At 68.6% G+C, this 17,354-nt stretch carries 16 protein-coding genes and 2 pseudogenes; 11 read left to right on the top strand and 7 right to left on the bottom strand.

Annotated features, from left to right (window positions below):
* Window positions 1–65 precede the first annotated feature (65 nt).
* Window positions 66–862 (bottom strand): IS5 family transposase gene (locus AB0O21_RS37030; RefSeq protein ID WP_365179290.1). Its coding sequence is split into 2 segments (ribosomal slippage): window positions 66–532 and window positions 532–862, totalling 798 coding nucleotides; the frame shifts between segments, so codons are not numbered across the junction.
* 93 nt (window positions 863–955) lie between these two features.
* Between AB0O21_RS37030 and AB0O21_RS37035 the strand changes: the two genes are divergently transcribed.
* Window positions 956–1,573: a hypothetical protein gene (locus AB0O21_RS37035; RefSeq protein WP_365179247.1), complete on the top strand. Its 618-nt coding sequence runs from the start codon at window positions 956–958 to the stop codon at window positions 1,571–1,573.
* 73 nt (window positions 1,574–1,646) lie between these two features.
* Here AB0O21_RS37035 and AB0O21_RS37040 read toward each other — a convergent pair.
* The 3 genes and pseudogenes from AB0O21_RS37040 to AB0O21_RS37050 form a co-directional block, all read right to left on the bottom strand.
* Window positions 1,647–2,100 (bottom strand): annotated as a pseudogene (locus AB0O21_RS37040) (DUF4158 domain-containing protein); the annotation flags it as partial.
* 344 nt (window positions 2,101–2,444) lie between these two features.
* The gene (locus AB0O21_RS37045; protein WP_365179250.1) at window positions 2,445–3,926 is read right to left on the bottom strand and encodes a phospholipase A2; all 1,482 of its coding nucleotides are present in this window, start codon (window positions 3,924–3,926) and stop codon (window positions 2,445–2,447) included.
* 69 nt (window positions 3,927–3,995) lie between these two features.
* Complete coding sequence (locus tag AB0O21_RS37050; RefSeq protein ID WP_365179253.1) at window positions 3,996–4,916, bottom strand: hypothetical protein; 921 nt, start codon at window positions 4,914–4,916, stop codon at window positions 3,996–3,998.
* Window positions 4,917–5,105: 189 nt separating this feature from the next.
* Between AB0O21_RS37050 and AB0O21_RS37055 the strand changes: the two genes are divergently transcribed.
* From AB0O21_RS37055 to AB0O21_RS37065, 3 genes are all read left to right on the top strand, one after another.
* Window positions 5,106–6,533: an RICIN domain-containing protein gene (locus AB0O21_RS37055; protein ID WP_365179256.1), complete on the top strand. Its 1,428-nt coding sequence runs from the start codon at window positions 5,106–5,108 to the stop codon at window positions 6,531–6,533.
* A gap of 85 nt (window positions 6,534–6,618) precedes the next feature.
* Window positions 6,619–6,933, top strand: a complete 315-nt coding sequence (locus tag AB0O21_RS37060) for a hypothetical protein (RefSeq protein WP_365179259.1) — start codon at window positions 6,619–6,621, stop codon at window positions 6,931–6,933.
* Between the two features lie 502 nt (window positions 6,934–7,435).
* Window positions 7,436–7,999 carry a TIGR04222 domain-containing membrane protein gene (locus tag AB0O21_RS37065; protein ID WP_365179262.1) on the top strand — a complete coding sequence of 188 codons (564 nt, stop codon included), beginning with the start codon at window positions 7,436–7,438 and terminating at the stop codon, window positions 7,997–7,999.
* A gap of 330 nt (window positions 8,000–8,329) precedes the next feature.
* Here the strand turns inward: AB0O21_RS37065 and AB0O21_RS37070 are convergent, their stop codons facing one another.
* Window positions 8,330–10,105 carry a pentapeptide repeat-containing protein gene (locus AB0O21_RS37070; RefSeq protein ID WP_365179265.1) on the bottom strand — a complete coding sequence of 592 codons (1,776 nt, stop codon included), beginning with the start codon at window positions 10,103–10,105 and terminating at the stop codon, window positions 8,330–8,332.
* Window positions 10,106–10,716: 611 nt separating this feature from the next.
* Here AB0O21_RS37070 and AB0O21_RS37075 point away from each other — a divergent pair.
* On the top strand, window positions 10,717–11,265 hold the full coding sequence (locus tag AB0O21_RS37075; RefSeq protein WP_365179268.1) for a hypothetical protein: 549 nt from the start codon (window positions 10,717–10,719) through the stop codon (window positions 11,263–11,265).
* 5 nt (window positions 11,266–11,270) lie between these two features.
* On the top strand, window positions 11,271–12,032 hold the full coding sequence (locus tag AB0O21_RS37080) for a hypothetical protein (protein WP_365179271.1): 762 nt from the start codon (window positions 11,271–11,273) through the stop codon (window positions 12,030–12,032).
* A gap of 343 nt (window positions 12,033–12,375) precedes the next feature.
* On the opposite strand, the gene AB0O21_RS37085 is transcribed toward AB0O21_RS37080, so the two are convergent.
* Window positions 12,376–13,233 carry a zeta toxin family protein gene (locus tag AB0O21_RS37085; RefSeq protein WP_365179274.1) on the bottom strand — a complete coding sequence of 286 codons (858 nt, stop codon included), beginning with the start codon at window positions 13,231–13,233 and terminating at the stop codon, window positions 12,376–12,378.
* A 917-nt stretch (window positions 13,234–14,150) separates the two neighbouring features.
* Between AB0O21_RS37085 and AB0O21_RS37090 the strand changes: the two genes are divergently transcribed.
* The 3 genes from AB0O21_RS37090 to AB0O21_RS37100 are packed head-to-tail and all read left to right on the top strand — an operon-like array spanning window position 14,151 to window position 15,194.
* Window positions 14,151–14,384 carry a hypothetical protein gene (locus AB0O21_RS37090; protein ID WP_365179277.1) on the top strand — a complete coding sequence of 78 codons (234 nt, stop codon included), beginning with the start codon at window positions 14,151–14,153 and terminating at the stop codon, window positions 14,382–14,384.
* Complete coding sequence (locus AB0O21_RS37095) at window positions 14,384–14,656, top strand: hypothetical protein (RefSeq protein ID WP_365179280.1); 273 nt, start codon at window positions 14,384–14,386, stop codon at window positions 14,654–14,656. Before AB0O21_RS37090 ends, AB0O21_RS37095 begins: the two co-directional genes overlap by 1 nt.
* A 19-nt stretch (window positions 14,657–14,675) precedes the next feature.
* A complete protein-coding gene (locus AB0O21_RS37100; RefSeq protein ID WP_365179283.1) occupies window positions 14,676–15,194 on the top strand; it encodes a hypothetical protein in 519 nt (172 codons plus the stop codon).
* Between the two features lie 133 nt (window positions 15,195–15,327).
* On the opposite strand, the gene AB0O21_RS37105 is transcribed toward AB0O21_RS37100, so the two are convergent.
* On the bottom strand, window positions 15,328–16,389 hold the full coding sequence (locus AB0O21_RS37105) for an IS630 family transposase (protein ID WP_365179286.1): 1,062 nt from the start codon (window positions 16,387–16,389) through the stop codon (window positions 15,328–15,330).
* Window positions 16,390–16,501: 112 nt separating this feature from the next.
* Between AB0O21_RS37105 and AB0O21_RS37110 the strand changes: the two genes are divergently transcribed.
* Both AB0O21_RS37110 and AB0O21_RS37115 read left to right on the top strand, forming a co-directional pair.
* Entirely contained in the window at window positions 16,502–17,125 is a 624-nt protein-coding gene (locus AB0O21_RS37110; RefSeq protein WP_365179288.1) for a hypothetical protein, read from the top strand.
* 85 nt (window positions 17,126–17,210) lie between these two features.
* Window positions 17,211–17,354: pseudogene (locus tag AB0O21_RS37115) on the top strand (extradiol dioxygenase); the annotation flags it as partial.

Here is a 17,354-nt window from a genome sequence, read left to right on the forward strand (position 1 = left end):
TCCTCACCCAGGCGCTGGAACAGCACTCCGGCCAGTTGAGCTGACCGGGCTGCTAAGAGGTCGTATCAGTTGGTGAGGCGGCGGTGACAGATGAGGGCTGCGGCTATGCCGACGAAGGCCAGAAAGTGTTCTGCCTTGCGTTCGTATCGGCGATGGAGCCGGCGGCAGCCGGCAAGCCAGGACACGGTCCTCTCGACGACCCACCGGTGGCATCCGAGCCGTTGTGAGGACTCGATGCCCTTGCGGGCGATGCGGTGGCGGATGCCTCGTTTGCGGAGCCATCGGCGCAGGTGGACGTAGTCGTAGCCCTTGTCTGCGTGCAGTTTCGCGGGCCGTCGTCGGCGAGGTCCACGGCGGGAACGGATTGGCGGGATCCCGCGTACGAGCGGCTCCAGGCCGAGGCTGTCGTGCATGTTGGCGCCCGAGATACCTAGGGAGAGGGGCAGTCCGTTCCGGTCGGTGATCAGGTGAATCTTCGATCCGAGTTTGCCTCGGTCGGTCGGATTCGGTCCGGTCAGTGACCCCCTTTTGCCGCCCGCAGGCTCACCGAGTCGATCGCACACCGGGACCAGTCCAGCTCTCCGCGGGCGCCCAGTTCGTCGAGGACCAGGCGGTGGAGCTTGGCCCAAACGCGAGCTTCGGTCCAGTGCGTGAATCGACGGTGGGCGGTCTGCCAAGACGCCCCGAACATGGGTGGGAGCTGTCGCCATGTGCAGCCAGAGGTGGCAACGAAAAGGATCGCGGCCAGGACTCCGCGGTCGTCAGCCCTCCGACGTCCACCACCTTGCGGACGCACCGGCACCGCGGGCATCACTCGGACGAAAAGCTCCCACAACCTGTCTCGCACTAGCTGGCGCACCATCTCCATGTCATGACAACGAGGACCCCGGCCGTTCGTCGACACGAGGGGTGCTCGATGCTGGCACGAACAATTCTCGGCAGCATCTCGAGGTGCATGACCACGATGAGCGACTACCTGCAGGCCGTCTTCGCCATGCTCGGCCCCGGAGAGGAACGCCACGCCGACCCTGCGGCCTGGCTCAGCCTGGAGGAGGAGCTCGGCAGAACCCTTCCGGCGGACTACAAACAGATCGTCGACGCCTACGCACCCGTGCAGATCAACGGACACCTCACCCTGTCCCACCCCGCGTCAGGCTGGTGGAACCTGGGCGAGGAGATCCGCTCGGCATCAGAAGTCTGGTCCGAGAGTGCTTGGGATTCCTACATCACTGGGCCGGACGACGATCCTCGTATCTTCTGCCAACTCCCCCAGCTCAGCTTCGGAACCACCGACGGCCTCATACCCATCGCCGCCACCGACCAAGGAGCCGCGGTCTTCACGGCACCGAGGGTCCACGGATTCTCCGACGGTGTGGTGGTTCAGGGGGAGGGGGGCGACTGGGTCGGACACCCCATGACCTTCGCCGAGTGGCTGTACCGCTACCTCATCGGTGAGGAGATGGCCGGCTGGGACAGCACTGTCTTCTACCCCGGCCCCGTGTGGCTGGAGTACCCACCCGCGGGACCAGGCCAACCCGCACGCGAGGCATACGGCCCAGACCGCGGCATGTGACTTCAGCACCAACTGATACGACCTCTAAGGGCACTGAGACGCCCGGCAACAGCACCCGGTTCTTCCGCAGTCACGTCACCGCGTGGTTGAACAGCGCCACCGGCCCCTCGGCGTGCATCCACGCCCGCCCGTACAGGAAGCCGCGGAACTCCCGGCCCCACGTCCGGTCGGTGAAGTCCCGGTACTTGAACCGCTTCTGGATCTCGTCCGCGTGCTCGTGCACCGTCGAGCGCCGCTCGGCGTACCGCTTCACGCACGAGGCGTCCAGAATGCCGAGCTGCCCGGCCAGGTACCACGACCTCCCAAGGCACCGCGAGCGGGTCCTCACCCAGGAACGGGCCGACGTAGCGGACCGTACAGATCTGCACCGCCATGCCCAGCCGGTGCGCGTGCGTACGGCGCAACGCGATCAGATCACGGTCGTCATCGTCGAGGAAGAAGAACCGCTCCAGCTCCGGGCGTGTGGGCGCCTCGGTGAACGTCCCGTACGCCTCGGCCTGCTCATCAGTCAGAAACTCCACCGGCACGATCGGACCGTGGCCAGCGCCGGCACCCGCTCGACGATCTTTCCGGGAACCTCAGCGAGGCCGCGGAACGGTGTGCTAGCCGACCAAGATCAATCTCACCGGGATTTCCTGCACGCCAACTACGCGCACCCGGGGAACGGGGCCTTTCGGAGTTGGGCGGCTAGGGAATGTGACAGAGCCGATCCCTGAGGGGTCGGCCCTGTGTGGCGTTCACGCGGCAACGCGGCGCTGCTGTGGTGCCTGTCCAGCGAGGTCACGAGAGCGGATGAGCTTAGGGGAGGGCAGACGGGCCTGCCACCCCGGCAGCGGGCTGGTGGATGCACTCTGCCGGGGTGCGGATCAGCTTATCGGCCCGTGCCGGGCCAGTTCAGGAATCCCTTGACCCATTCCTTGGAGCTCGGAAGAAAGGGGTTGGGGTCGGTGATGAATTTGAGGGCCGGTTCCCCGTACTTAACCCCGTGGTAGAAGGTCTTGGCTGCTTTCTTGCAGGCGGCGAAGTCGAAGGGCATCTGGAGGGTGGGCTGGCGGCCCTGCTGCTCGCAGACGTTGTTCATGTCCTGGAGGAAGATTTCGTCGACGCGGGCCTTTCCGTTCGGGTTGGAGCGGAAGTTCTTCTCACCGTGCAGGTCGCGGTAATTGCGGTACCCGAAGTCGTGCCGGACACAGGCCGTGGTGAAGTCGTAGCCGGCGATGCGGTTCCTGGCTGGGAAGTTGCATTCGTTGTTCGTCCAGCGGAATTCGTACGGGTCCGGCACGCCCCTGCGGTGTGCGTCGATGGTCTGGAGCCAGTCGGCGGTGGCCTCCGGGCCGAGCTGGGTGAGGCCGGCCAGGCGAGCGGTCTTCTCTGTGTAGGTGGCCGGAACCGCGGGAGAGCCGAGATTGCGCCATTCCTTCGTCGCGCCGTCGCCGCTGTACTTCTGGACGGAGCGGCGGTCGGGGGCGAGGCGGTAGAGGTGGTCGCCGCTGGTGACGAAGGCGGCGGCCCTATCGCTGAGGACGTTCCACTTGTAGGGACGGCCGTTGTACTTCCAGAGCGCTCCGGTGCCGTGCTCGACCTTGTAGAGGGTGTTGCTGGCGAGGATGTCGGCGGCGGGCCCGCCGACCGGGTTCCACTTCTTCTTCTTGGAGTCGTACTCGACCACGGCTTGGCGGTCGGGAGTCAGGGCGTAGAGGTTGTTGTCGGTGACGGCGACGGTGGCCTTGGCGTCGCCGCGGGGCGTCCACTTGCCGTCGTACTTGAAGATCTTCTTGTCGTCGGGGTTGGAGACGTACACGGCGTCGTCCGGACCGGCGTAGAGGTTCTCGGAGCGGTCGCCGACCTTCTTCCAGATGTCGCCTCGGCCGCTGTACTGCCACAGCCCGGAGTGGTCGGGGCTGACTCCGTAGAGGTGCTTGGAGGTGGCGGCGAAGGTGGCGCCGGGGCCGCCGATCCGCCGCCACCCGCCGGTCTTCGCGTTGTACTTGGAGATGTCGCCCGCTCCGCTGTGCCCGGCTTCGATCGCGTAGACGTTGCCACCGCCCGCGTAGAGTTTCTGTGCGGCGCCCTTCACCTTCCGCCAGTTCTCCTGGTGCTCGGACCATTCGTAGACGCCCTGGTGGTCTGCGGCCAGCGCGAACACCGACGTCCCAACCGCGACGATCTGCTCCAGTGCGATCGGTGCCGGGCCGGACGGCCGTCCGACCTTGCGTTTGGCAGGGGCGGCGTTGGCGGCGACGCCGAGGGCGATGACGCCGATCATGAGCAGGCAGAGCATGCGGATGCTGCTGTGGAGCCTGCTGAAGAGGGCGGCGGCCCGTTGCGTGGCCCGCCGGCCATTTCGGGACATGACGGGGTGCATGGTGATTCCTTTCCGGGACATTCGACGGGATGGAAACCGAGTGCGGTGGGGCGCCGTTCAGAAGCCGAAGAGCCAGGTCCAGAAGGAGATCCGGACGGTGGGTGCGCAGCCTCCGGTGGGCGGGGGAGCGGACGAGGTGTCCGGCCGGGCGGCGGTGATGGCGGGGCTGGGCGCGGTGCTGGCCGGCGGCTTGGTGGCGGAGGGCGCGGCCGGGGCGGTCGTGCTCGCTCTCGGGCTCGGGGCCGCGGTGGTACTCGGCTTCGGCTTCGCCTTGGGCTTGGCCGGCGCGGTGGCCGACGCTGAGGGCGATCCTGTTGCTGTCGGTGCGGGCTGCGCGGGTGCGGTGGGCTTGGCCGGTATCGGTGCGGGCGCCTGGGTGGTGGTGAGCTTCTTGTAGCGCATGGGAATGTAGGAGGTGCGGGGGTGACCGGCGATGCGGCTGTCGTGGATGTTGGCGCTCTCCTTGCGGGCGGGGCGTCCGGGCCGGCTTTCGCTGTAGTAGACGAAGTCGCCCTTGGCCTTGTCGGTCCAGCCGCCGAACAGCACGACGTGGGCAGCCGGGTTGTCGAGGGCGTCGCCGGCCTCGAGCTGGTCGAAGCCAGCGAGCCGGTTGGCGACTGAGGGCAGGGACTGGGTGGTCAGGCTGTCCTTGAGCTGCCAGGCCATGGAGACGAACCCGGAGCAGTCCTGCCGGTAGGAGCCGCCGGTCGCGTCGTCCTTCCACCACCGCCCCTGGCTGTAGGGGACCTCTTCCTTCACCCAGTCCTTGGCGCGGGCTATGACCTGCTCGCGGGTGACCGGCCCGCCCGGGGCCGCGCCGTGGCCGATGGTCCCGGTCGACGAGGGTTTCTCGTAGTGGGACGTACTGCTGGCCTGGGCGGGGACGATGGTCAGTCCGACGGCCAGGGCCAGGCCGGCCAGGGCCAGGCCGGCCAGGGCCGCCAGGGCCTTGGGCCGGCGGATGAACGGTTGCTTCACGGTGGTCCCTTCGCCGTGGTGGATTCCGCTGTCCTCGTTGGCGGAAGCGGTGGAACACCACGCTGGAACCTGATCTGATTATCCGTCGGTGCGGACTTGTGTCAGTGCAGGTCAGATGGAGTGGGGACTCCGGATATCCGCGAACTTGCACGAACGTGCGCGAACACGTCGGACGTTGGAGGGGGAGAGATGGGCAGATCTGGGCGCCCGCCGGGCCCGTTAAAGGGCCGCACGGCCGAGGCCAACGCGCTCGCGCAGTTCCTGCGGGAGCTGACGGAGGAGTTAACGGTGAGCCGGCTGGAGGATCAGTACCGGCTCAGCAGGAGCGTGTGGAGCGAGTACCGCTCCGGCCTGAAGATCATTCCGATGTCCCGCCTTACCCAGGTCATCGAGGACCGCTTCCCCCGCGACGCCCGAACGCGAGCAGACCAACTCATCAAGGCCCGCCGCCTCCATGCCGCCGCCATGGCCTCGATCGCAGCCCTGGCGCCAGCCGCCTCCGCTTCAGGCTCCACTGCCCCGGAACCCGGTGCGATGCCGGCATCATCTGCGGACCCGACCCTCGCCAAAGTCGGCAAAGCAGTTCCGGCCGAGGCCCCCAGCCCTTCCGCAGCAGCGAAGGCTGCCGCTGCCTTGGCTCCGGGCCCATCACCCGACGAGGTCTCGTCCCCGAACCCGGAGCGCTCGCCCGCAGAGGCGCAGGCCGCTCCACTTCGCGATGTTCGCGAAGAGGACCACACCTCCGAATCGTCCGCGGATAACCGGCGGACCTCGCAGGATGCCGCGCCGGTAGGGGATCACCCGCCCGCCGCTACCCGGCGACGCGCGGGTCGGCTCAGGCACTGGAGGGCGCCGGCGGCGCAGTGGGCTGCACTCGCGGTCCTGGTCACGGTCCTCGTCATCGCCAACCAGGCGGACCGGTCTAAGTACAACGCCGACACCGCCGCGCCGTCGGAACTCGGGCCCAGCCGGCCGCAGGGCGGCGAACCGTCCATCGGTGCCGAGGCGTTCCCGACCGGATCGATGCCCCCGGACCCTTCCCAGCCCGCCGCCTCCCAGGACCCGATGCAGGCACCAGCCGCCCCGCCCGTCGCTCCGTCGTTGCCGCCCCTGGCCCCCACCCCGCAACCGTCGGCCACCGGCATCGGTGAGCAGGGCACGAGGATTCCCGCCGGTGTGCCGGTGCGGATTGTGAACCAGAACAGCGGATTCTGTCTTGCCGTACCTGGAGCGAGCACCGAGGTTGTCGCGCTCAATCAGTTCGGGTGCGGAAACTTCCCCGATCATTTCTGGCGCATCGAGCCCTGGGGACGCAACGTCAAGCCCCTGTACCGGGTCGTCAACGACAACAGCGGCCTCTGTGCGGCCGTCCCCGCCGCGGACAGGGCATCGGGCGTCGTGGTCAACCAGTTCCCGTGCGGTGACTACCCGGACCACCTGTGGCGGCTCGACCGCGACGGCGCCGACGAAGCCGGCCGGCCGTTGTACCGGATCGTCAACGACAACAGCGGTCTGTGCCTGGCGGTCGCGGGGGCGGACACCCGGCAGACCGCAGCCATCGTTCAGGCCTCTTGCGGGAGCCAGCCCGAGCGCCAGTGGCGACTGACCGCCCGCTGACCGGCGTCAGGTCGACCTCGCGGAGGTCGATCCGATCTTCTTCGACAGTCCGCTCCAGGCCGGACACGGAGCCAGGGTATGAACCATGCACACGACCTTGTCCTTCGCGGAGCAGGCCGAGGCCGCCCTCGCGGCCACCCGCACCGCCCATGTCCCCGTCGGCGTCCTCCAGGCCGCCGTCGCCGTCGCCCTGGCCGCCGAGTCCCTGGCGCAGGACCAGCACACCCGGGCCGCAGCCGGGGAGACCGTCGCAGCGCTCCTCAATGCCATGGTCAACCTCTGCCCCAACCGGCCGACGCAGCCGAGCAGGCGGACAAGACCAGCTGCTCCGCGCCCGCGCCCGGCGCCTCCCGTTGGGTACGTCGAAGAGAGCGTCGGCAACTGCATGGAGCCCGCGTAGCCGCACCGAACCCGCTGCACCCCCCTCCCCCGAACCCGCCATCCCGTGCACCCCCCGCTCTCGTCCGAACCTGCTGCTGCGCCCCTCACCCCAACCACCCTTCTCCGCACTCCACGACCCCGGCCACAGAACCTCTCCCACCCCCCTACTACCTAATCCTCGGAGCTCACCGGCCGTTCCAGGGCCGGTGACCTGCGGAGATACCTGGTGACTGAGGAACCACGTTCCCCCCCATGCATCCCCTCCTTGTCTCCCCCCTGAATTCCTCGGCCGGGGCCGGCGGGCGCCTGTGCGGTCTTCGCCATGTCGAAGTACGAACCGGCGGCGGGCTCGTGGGCTGGGGCGGAACCGGGGTTTTCGAACGCGCGGGTCGCATCGTGGGCGACCAGAGCGTCGGCGTAGCCGTGGCTCACGTTTTGCTCTGAGATGACGGGAAGAGGGTTGGGCGCTGTGCTGTCAGGTGACACTGCTGGCGGATGCAGCGAATCGACCGGGGGCTGGTATGCGGTGGGTGTTCCGGCGGTGCGCAAGGGGCTCGGACGAGTTGCGGGATCTGGATGTGTACGACATCGCGTTCCTGGCGGGCGGGGCGTGGCGGGTGGCGGACAGCGCGATCGTCGCGTTGAACAGGCGCGGCCTGCTCGTGGTGCGTGCCTCGCAGGTGCGTACGGTGGAGGGAGAGTTACCCGGGCATCCGGTCGAGCGTCGTGTGCTCGCGTTCTGCGGGCGCACCAGGAGCGTTGAGAAGGTACGCGCCGACCTGCACCGCTCCATAGAGATCTACGAGATCGGCCGTCGGCTGGCCGCGTGGGGCCTGGTGGAGGGCGCGAACCGCCGGGTGACTCGAAGCGGCAGACGCCACCTGGAGGCAGCCGGGCGCGACGCGAGCATCCCGGAGTACGTCCTACGCGGGGCCGCCAGCCTCCTGGACGCGCCCGCGCAACGCCCGGCCGGCCACACACCAGCGGCTGCGCCTCGTCCTCGCCCGACACCGCCAAGGCACAGGGGTCAGAGCTCGACGACGGGGCGCAAGTTCCCGCGCCTGGATGTCGACTCCGGCGAGTGAGGTCGCACGGGCCAGGTCTCGGCGCGCAGACCACCACCGTGCCCGAAATCCTGGAAGCCGCCCGCTACAGGTGGGTCAGGTGTTCGCACCACGAGGACGGCGGCAGTGAACGTCGCGAGCAGGTACGGATTCACCGGGGTGATGAGGCTCTCCTGAAAATCCCCACCCGGGCTCACCCAACTGCCCGGACTTGCTTCCCCTGTTCCCCACCTTAGGGCGCGTATGAGCTGGGCTGATGTCCGTGAGGTGGTCCGCCCGCTCTCCGAGGTTAGGAATCGTGGGTGCGATGAGTAGCGCCTGTCTGTTCAGCCTGACTACGTGGCGGGGTGGTCAGCGTTTGATTCGTCCGCGTACGGCGAGGATGGCCAGAGCGATGAGGGCGGGTTCGAGGAGACGGGAGGTCATTTCGATGTAGGCGCCGGCGGTGGTCAGGTCCTGTCCGGTGGAGCGGAACGCCACCGAGTTAAGTGTGACGCTCAGGGCCTTGTTGAACCGCTTGCCAGTAAACCTGTCTTCAGTGGGGCTCTGTGGATCCGCCTTGTCGATCACGAACACGGCCCTGCCTCCGCCGGGCAGCACGGTGCCGCTCACCTTCTGCTGCGGCGAGTTCTCGGGGATTCCGAAGCCCATCAGAAGGATGATCGTCGCCAGCATCGCGGCGGCGAGCCAGCCCAGGGCGCGGGAGGCACGCAGGCCGTAGCCGGAGAGCAGCCAGTAACCGTGCAGCAGGCCGCGTTCGGCACGGCTGGTGCCAAGGGTGTGGTCGTGGCGGCGCATCTCCATCTCGCCGTAGTAGAAGTCGGCGGCCCCAGGCTCGTTCTTCCCGTCCTCGAACGCCTTGCGCAACTGCCGGTAGACGGCCGCCACGTCGTCCGGGTCGGGGGAGAGCACAGTACCGGGATGGTGTGGTCCAGTGCGCCAGGCGCCGGGCGAGGACGGCTGGCTCGGATCCGGGGCGGGCTGGCCAGCGCACAGGGCTCGCCAGTGGTGTTCCTCGGCGAGGGTCCGCCTGCGGGTCCACCGCACCGGCCACATGCCGCGGCGGTGCCAACCGGCGGGAACGGAGGCGAAGGTGCAGTGTCCTTCCAGACGGAGCTGGTCGAGGTGGAAGGATCCCGTGAACAGGCAGTTGGCCAAGTCGACATCAGTCAGGACGAGGTGCGCGGCGTCCACACCCTGCACCGAAGCCACCCGCACTCCGGCGGGGCCAGCCAGCAGGCTCTCGTCCACCGTCGTGATGGCCCTGAAAGGGGTGGGGTGGGCGGTGACCGCTACGGGGGAGGACAGCACCGCATGGCTGAGGTCCACCGTGGCGTAGCGCAGGCGCATGGATGCTGTCGATTCCCACCGGGTCCGCACACAGGTGACCTCACGCGCCGCGATTTCCAGGGTCACTGGCGCCTCGAATACCGCACTATCCAGGAATACCGCTCGCGCGCACGCCACCGGTCCAAACTGCGACAGCACCGCGAACCTGGCATGGATGAAGTGGGCGCTGAAACCGAACTGCGACCTGTTGAACTCGGCTTTCATGGAGAACTGCGCACCATTGAACCCGGCGGCCTTTGAGAACTGCGCCTCATCGAACCGGGCGTCACCGGAGAATTGCGCCCTGTCGAAGCGGGCATCGCCGGAAAACTGCGACCTATAGAACTCGGCAGTCCCGGAGAACTGCGCCCCACGGAACCCGACGGTCCCGGAGGACCATACAAGGTAGAACCCGGCGGTCCCGGAGAACTGCGTCCCGTCAAACCGGGCGTCGCCGGAGAAGTGTGCCCTGTCGAACCGGGCGTCGCCGGAGAAGTGTGCCCCGTCGAACCGGGCGTCGCCGAGGTGGGGGTTTTGGGTGTTGGGGTCGCGCAGGCACTGAAGGAGCGAGGTGAGGAGTGGTTCGGTGAAGAGGGTGCCGCGGTGGTCGATGCTGGCGCCCGGTACCAGGCTGGCCAGGTAGATGTTGCGGTCACGGTCGGTCAGGTGGGCCAGACATAGCGTGCAGCCGGGAACGTGGATGCCGGTGCAACCGATGGGGTCAGTGCCGGGGTCCGCGCCGTGTGCGCAGTGCCGCCAGGGCGGCGGAGAAGGGACGGGAGCGGGTGGTGTCGTCATGCGGGGTGGCTCCGATGGCATGTTGCGTGACGGGCCGATAGGGGAGCCGGACATAGTCAACACCCGGATCGCCCAGGCAGCACGCGAGCAGATCCGCACTAGGATCCTCGAACCTGAGCACGCCTTCGCCGAAGGGCGCGCCGAGGCAGAGCGCCTTCGCGAGCAGATGAAACGGGACAAGGCCAGGACCGCCTCATGGGCCCGCGCGCGTCGTGCCTCATGACGAGCGCCTGCGGCTGATCCTGGACGAACGGGGGGAGCAGGAGAGGAAGCAGGGACCACCACGTCCGTGGGCGGTGTACGAGGTTTCCTGCCCGACCTGTGGCCAGGGCGTCCATGCCCGCTGCAAAACACCTGGCGGCCCGCACCGCTCGCGCGTTGAGCAAGCCAAGGAGTTCAACCTCTCTGGAAAGCCCCGCCCTAGCGTGAAGTAAAGGCGTGACCTGCAGCCGTGGCAAGCCGCCTGGCCGCGCTGACGGGCTGTGCCCCAGCGGGGGGCTGATGCCCCGCCCGCACCTCAGGCATCCGTTCGAGCCAACCCGATGGGCTGAAAGGACGCCACGGCCATGTCCCGCCGCGCCGGGGCGTCTGCGGTGGCCGACGATCCGGGGATGGAGCACGGAGCCGTGGAGCGGAAGCGGGATTACCGGCCCTGGCGCGGTCGGCGCACCACGACCGCGGTGGCCGGCTCCCCGGACGGTAAGTACACGCTGGCCTACGAGGCCGCCCTGCTCGCCCTCACCCAGCAGGACGCCACCCTCGCCAATCTGCGCAATCGCGCGACCGGCCTTTTTACGGTCGCCGCCTTCATCACCTCCTTCTCGTCGGCCATCGGCCTGATCAGCGAAGAGCGTTCGCTGTCCACGGGTGTCGTCGTCGGTCTGGTGGTGGCGATGGCCGTGATCGGCGTCTGCGCGATGGTCGTCCTGTGGCCGGACGACGACTGGCGTTTCGGGCCCTCACCGGCCCTGCTGCTCAAGGCTTCGGGCGATGAGCCGTCGATCCGTCACAGGGCGACGCTGGGGATGATCACTGCATCCGAGAAGAACGAGCGGACGCTCAAGCGCCGCGCCAACTGGTACCGGGCCGGGGTGGTCGTCCTCCTGGTCGAGACCATGCTCGTGGTGGCGGGCGCCCTCGCGGTCAGACAAGGGAGATGACGCGGATGGTCACGACGCGGGGAGAGCAGCCCGAGGGCCCCGAGGAGATCCTGCGGGCGGTGGGGCAGGAGTCGGATCAGGGGCTCTCGGGGCTCATCCAGCAGTTGCAGCAGTTGGCTCCGGGGGCCTCCCCTCCGGAGGAGCCCGAACCGATCGATACGCGGCCGGGCACCAACTTCCTGCCGCCACCGCCCGCCCCCGCGGCGGGTGCGTGGATGCCCGGATACGTAGGGGACGTGGCCCAACCCGTGAGGTGGGTGCCCTCCGGGTACGTGCAGGTTCAGCCGCCTCCGCCGGTGCCCGGCTGGACCTACGTACCGCAAGGCCCGGCACCCCAGCCGGTCGCCTACGGGCACGTGTACGCACCGGTCGGCCCTCACCCGGCCGGCTATCGGTACACGGGTTACGAGCTGCCCGCCTTTGAGCCGCCCGCCTTCGGGCCAGCCACCCCCGCGCCGTCCGCCCCCGCCACGTCGCATGCGGACCACCGCGCGGCCCTGATCGCGGCGGTCGCCGGTCGGCTCGGCAGCTGGGCGGCCGCCGAAGCGGCACTCGACGCGGTACTGGCCGCCCTAGTCGAAACGGTCGGCCCCGCCAGCCCCGGCGGCGCACCCGCGCCCACGATCCCGGACACCACCCCGGCCAAGGCCCCCGTCAAGAAGACTGCCGTGCAGAAGACCACCGCGAAGCAACCCACCACGAAGAAGGCCGCTGCGGCCAAGCGGCGTTCGGTCTCCGCCCGGGGCAGCACCAAGAATCCCCAGTAACGGGCCCTACAACCCGAAAAGGAACGGTTCGCTGCCCAGCCCCCGCGGGGTCGTCACCGTCACCGGCGTTCCCGGTTCCGGAGCCGCGGGCCACGCTGGCCGCCGAGTACTTGGCCGACCGCACCCGGACGACCTCCGACGAGGCGGAGGCAGCCCTGCAGGAGCTCGAACGGGCACAGGCCGCGCTGGAGCGGGCTCGCGCCGTGGCGGACCTTCGAGCCCTTCGACATGGCCGCCGCTCTGTCCGCCACCGAGCTCCTGCACGCCGGGCACTCCTGGGTCACCGTCCACGCTATCCACGCGGCCCGCCCCTCGGCAGACTTCCCCGCCGGCCGCTACCTGCTCACTCTGGAACCCGAGCTGTACGACGGTACCGGCGTCCAGGCCGTCCATCCTGATCATTGACAGGACCGTCCAAGACCAGCTGTGTCACCCGGCCGGGGTCTGCATGCGCCCAGTGCCAGGGTCGACGCACTTGAAGGGGCACTCGCCATTCGGCGTCGAGCACCAGGACGGCGGCGATGTCCGGGTCGCTGTTCGCGGCCACCGTGATGTCGCCGACCGTGCGGCAGAACCGCGCGTGGGCGGCCGGGGTCGGCAGGGCGGTGATGACGTCGAGCTCCAGGGCGCGGGCGTGGCGGACGAGGGTTGCCTGCCGGGTGTCGGTTTCCCGGCAGGCCAGGACGACGACCTCGATCCGGTAGCCGGCTCGGGCGAACCTGCGCGTGCTCAGTCGGAAGTCGCAGGCGCTGGTGAAGTCCGCTTCGATGGCCAGGCTGCCGCACCGTTCGCGGACGTACGCCTCGGCCTCGGCCTGCCACGCCTCGTCGGCGAGACGGGATTCGGTGTTGACCAGGTCGAAGGAGTCGGGGTGCGAGCCGCGCAGGTCGTCCGGGTCCAGTTGTACCGTTCCGGGCCGCATGACCTGCCGCAGCATCCGTGAGGCCATCATTTGCCCGGCGCCCGGTTTCCCGAGGAGGTAGACGACGACCGGGTCCGTATGCGCGGGGGCCCGGCGCAGGGCCCGGTCCAGGTAGGTGGGGGCGATCAGTTCGTCGAAGACCCAGCGGTACTGGTCGACGCCGAGCCGGTGGTAGCCGGTCCCGGGTGGGCCAGGCAGGGGTGGGCGGTGCGTCGGACCGGCTCGGCGGCCGCGGCGGCCCGCCGTTCCTAGTACGACCCGATTCGGGGGACCTGCCATAAGACAGTTCGTGAGCCGAAGCACGAGAGTTGACACCAAAGCCGGGGCGTTGTCACTCGTCGACGTCTGCCAGCGTTTGTAGAGGGTGGGGCCGGGGCCCCGCCGACGCAGGCCAGCACTTCTGTCGCCGAGGAGTTCAGGAAGATCGTGAACACGGACGACCTGTCCACAGAGTCAATGCAACCGGTACGCACAAGCTCTTCCCCGGCCTGCCGCAGGATGTCGACAGAGGCGGCAAGGCCCTCGACTGTGTGGCCACGCCGAGCAGCTGTGCGGATACGAATCCCGAACACACCCGCGTGCCGGCTGGCCGGGATCAGACCGTCCCAAACCTCGAAGGCGCCTCCGGCAACCAAGGCGTCACGGGCAGGTCCGCATGCCAGGGTCTGTTCGCGAAGCATGGCAATGAGGTCCTCGCGAGGAATGCTGCGCACCGGTACCCGTACGACCCAGCTATCGGCCACGTGTGACACTGCAGCGCCTCTCTGGTGACAGTCCGACTGCTTCCTTCGCAAGCTACCTGGTGCCGACGGTGACAACTACCGAGCCGCGGCACAATTCGACGGGTCGCCGTATGGCTCTCTGGCGGCGGCCCGCTCCTATTGCGGCCCTGACCTGCGACAACACCCCGCGCGCCCACCGTAAGCGCCGTGTTGAATCCTCGGGTTCCAGCTGCTCACCCAGCCTCTGGCCGCGCGGCCCCGCGGGCGTACGCGATTCATCGCCGACGACTGACGCAAGCCCCTGCTGAAGAGCCAGCCGCGGCTGCTCCCGACCGTGTCACACTGACGGACCGTGAGCGTGAAACCTGCGGTCACCCTCCCTCGGGAAAGGCGATTTCACCCGGAGTGGTCCCGGCTCCCGTGGCCCGGCGATACCGTGGTGAGACCCGCCAGTTACGCGCCTTGGAGCCCTCGATGAGCGAACAGCCGGCCCCCGCCGAGACCGCAGCCTGGCAGCTGGAGCCCGCGGCCGCCGAGGCGGTGCGCGCGTACGCAGCCAAGACCCGGGCCGACGCGGACCGATTCGCTGGCGTCCTCGAGGACATCGCCACCAACGGCCTGCCCGACCCCGAGCAGTGCACCCCGTGGGAGGAGCTGCGCGAGGCACACCTCACCCGCCTCGCAGCCCAGCGCCCGGCCGTCGCCTGATGGCCCAGCAGCACAACCGGCGCCGCGCCCGGATCGCGTTCTCCGACTCCGCCGCCAAGCAGCTGGAGAACATCACCAGCGAGGCGGAGATCCACGCCCTGGACCGCGCCCTGGTCGTTATCTCCGTGGACCCTGACATCGGCGACCCCATCCCCGGTGACACCACCGGCCCCCGGCTGCGCCAGTACACCGACGAGGTCGAAGCCGTCCGCGTCCTGTACTTCGTCACGGTGCTGCGCACCGTCGTGGTCGTGGCCTACATCGAGGTCTGACCCACGAAGGAGCCCCCTGGTGCCGTCCCTCCACCAGCTCACCGCCAACCGCCCGATCACCGCGCTGCGCACCGTCGTGCGGTGTCCTGCCCAGGCGACCGCGCTCCGGCAGGGACCTGAGGTCAAGGCCAGCATCGGCGCGGCCTGGCTCGTGTTCCTGTGCCCCGCCCACACCGAGGCCCTGCCCGCGTGGCCCACCGTGGCCATGCACACCGACGTCGGCTCGATGACGTGCGGATCAGTCCTGGACTACCGGCCCGCCGAGCAACTCCTCCAGTCCCATGCCGACCTGTGGCTCACGCCCCTGACCGGCGTAGACCCCCGGGCGTTCGACGGCATCTGGTCCGACGTCCTGGACCAGGCCGACCGGGTGCTGAGTGCCAGCCTGGATGAGCGCCAGACCGCTGGCAATGTGGACGGGCCGCTGCAAGGCATAGTCACGATGCTCGACATGGCCCGCCGATCCGCAGCCGAGGGCGATCTCGCCCAGGCGGCCACGGCCCTCGGCTACTGCGAAACGATGGCCCTGGATCTGTAGCCCTCGCTCACCGGCCGGCCTTGTACCCATGGCCCCTGCGCCTTCCTCGATGCCGCAGCCAAGCAGGCCCACTCGGAGCAGGCTTCGCAGACCGCCTTGCACCCCAAATGCAGACACTTCATGGTCCTATTGATCAGAAACTCAAAGGGTTCTCTTCGAGGGTGTAACGGACGTGCGGGCCGTGGAAGTAGCCGCGGACGATGTGTGGCTGGCGCTGACGGCGGTGGAAGAACCGTCGTGCCTCGCTGGCGAGTTGGGCCTGGGTACGGGCTTTGCTGCTCGCGGGAAGGCTCCGTTTGAGGTCGGCGTTGACGAGCTCGTCGGGGTTGAGTTCGGGCGAGTACGACGGCAGGAAGTGCAGCTCGACCTGGTCGGCGTGATCGGCCAGCCAGTCGCGGACCGTGCGGGACCGGTGGGCTGAATGCCGGTCCACCACGAGGTGGATCTTGCGGTCGAAGTGGCCGGCGAGGCGGTCGAGGAACCGGCACATCACGTTCGCGTCAAAGCTCTCGGTGAACACCATGAAGTGCATGCGGCCCTTCGTGCTGATCGCCGACATCGCGTTCACGGAGATCCGGTTCCCAGTCCGCCGGACGATCGGGGTGCGGCCCCGCTCGCCCCAGGTGCGGCCGCTGACCTGGTCGGAGCGGATGCCGACCTGGTCGGCGAAGAGGACCTCGCCGCCCTCGGCCTTCGCCTTCGCGCGGATCGCCGGCCAGTTCTCCTCCAGCCAGACCCGCACCGCCTCCGGGTCCTGCTCGATCGCCCGCTTGTCGGGCCGCTGGAACGACAGCCCCCACCGCTTGAGGTACTTGCCCACCCCCGGCTCGGTCAGCCGCACCCGGTACAACTTCGCGATCAGTACGCCGACCTGGCCACGCGTCCACAGCTGCCCGGCTAACCCAAGGTCACAAGGGCGGTGATCGAGTACCGCCTGGCGAAGGGCCGCCTGCTCGGCCTCGGACAGCACCTGATGCTCGCCCACGCGCTTGCCCCGCGGGCGAGCGGTCAGCGCATCACGCCCGCCGGCCAGCCATTTCGCCCACCAGCCGTCCACCGCCTTCAGCGAGACCTTGAACACCGCCGCAACCTCCGCACGGTCGCGGCCCTCCACCAGCGCGGCCACCGCCCGCAGCCGCAACGCTTCCTGCGCCGTCGGCGACAGGTGCCGCGCGTCACCCACCAGATCGCTCACACCACTACAACGACCCAGAACCCCAACCGTTTCGGATCAATAACTCGTCAAGCTGCGGTCCTCAGCCCGATGTGTAGCCTGTCGATCTGTTCGAATGGGAAGGGGGCGGGGAGTGGAGAAGCTGGTCGAGGAGGCCGTCGCGGAGGCACTGCGTGGCGGGGACGGTGAGGGGATCCGCCTCTATGTCGCCGCTTGCACCGAACGCATGGCGCCGCTGTTCGTGGGCCTGCGGGCTGGCGAGCCGGGGCGCGAATCCGACCTGGACTTCTATGCGGAGTCCGTGCGCGATCTTTGGTATGCCGACCGGCCGCTTGTCGACGCCGCCGAACCCGTGCGCCGGCTGGAGGGATTCCCGGAGCTTGAGCCGAATGAGGAGGGGATCACGGCTGTCGCCGACACCTATGCCTTCTTCGCTGTCCTCTGCTTGCGGTATGCCCTGCTGGCTCACGGTTCGGGAAACGCTGACGATGCGGTGTCCTGCGGTCATGCGGCGCTCACCGCGATGGGCATGGTGGACCAGAACGTGGCGGGTGCCAGTCTTCTCGCTGAGGAACGACGGCTCCAGTCCCTCTCGCTGAGTGGTGACGTTTCAGGCCTGTGGGACGCGAGCGTCACGGCAGGGCGGGAGAGGTTCCGTGCAGTGAAGCTGTGCCATCTTGAAGTGGCTGGTCAGCGGGGTGGCGTGACCTCGTTTCGGGGTGCTCGTGCTGGTCGTGGGCGGCAGTCTGTGTCGTAGATCGTCCGGCGGGGTGGTTTTGCCGATGAGTTCACCGTCCTCGAGCGGTCTACCCAGCGACACGACCGTTCTCGACAGGAGTGCCATGTCCACCATCCAGCCAGTGATCGTGACTGCCGACCTGGACGTTCTGCTCGGCTTCTATACGAAATTGTTCGGCGCCGAGGAGATCTTCCGGGTGCCGGCGGAAGGCCCGGCCTTCTACCTCGGCTTGCGTATCGGCGACACC

It is taken from the genome of Streptomyces sp. NPDC091371 (genome assembly GCF_040684275.1).
GTDB lineage: Bacteria > Actinomycetota > Actinomycetes > Streptomycetales > Streptomycetaceae > Streptomyces.

Excerpts from the sequence above, each read along its gene's own strand:
- AB0O21_RS37035 (WP_365179247.1), top strand. The coding sequence starts at position 956 with ATGACCACGATGAGCGACTACCTGCAGGCCGTCTTCGCCATGCTCGGC.
- AB0O21_RS37045 (WP_365179250.1), bottom strand. The coding sequence starts at position 3,926 with ATGTCCCGAAATGGCCGGCGGGCCACGCAACGGGCCGCCGCCCTCTTC.
- AB0O21_RS37055 (WP_365179256.1), top strand. The coding sequence starts at position 5,106 with ATGGGCAGATCTGGGCGCCCGCCGGGCCCGTTAAAGGGCCGCACGGCC.
- AB0O21_RS37060 (WP_365179259.1), top strand. The coding sequence starts at position 6,619 with ATGCACACGACCTTGTCCTTCGCGGAGCAGGCCGAGGCCGCCCTCGCG.
- AB0O21_RS37065 (WP_365179262.1), top strand. The coding sequence starts at position 7,436 with ATGCGGTGGGTGTTCCGGCGGTGCGCAAGGGGCTCGGACGAGTTGCGG.
- AB0O21_RS37070 (WP_365179265.1), bottom strand. The coding sequence starts at position 10,105 with ATGACGACACCACCCGCTCCCGTCCCTTCTCCGCCGCCCTGGCGGCAC.
- AB0O21_RS37075 (WP_365179268.1), top strand. The coding sequence starts at position 10,717 with ATGGAGCACGGAGCCGTGGAGCGGAAGCGGGATTACCGGCCCTGGCGC.
- AB0O21_RS37080 (WP_365179271.1), top strand. The coding sequence starts at position 11,271 with ATGGTCACGACGCGGGGAGAGCAGCCCGAGGGCCCCGAGGAGATCCTG.
- AB0O21_RS37085 (WP_365179274.1), bottom strand. The coding sequence starts at position 13,233 with ATGGCAGGTCCCCCGAATCGGGTCGTACTAGGAACGGCGGGCCGCCGC.
- AB0O21_RS37090 (WP_365179277.1), top strand. The coding sequence starts at position 14,151 with ATGAGCGAACAGCCGGCCCCCGCCGAGACCGCAGCCTGGCAGCTGGAG.
- AB0O21_RS37095 (WP_365179280.1), top strand. The coding sequence starts at position 14,384 with ATGGCCCAGCAGCACAACCGGCGCCGCGCCCGGATCGCGTTCTCCGAC.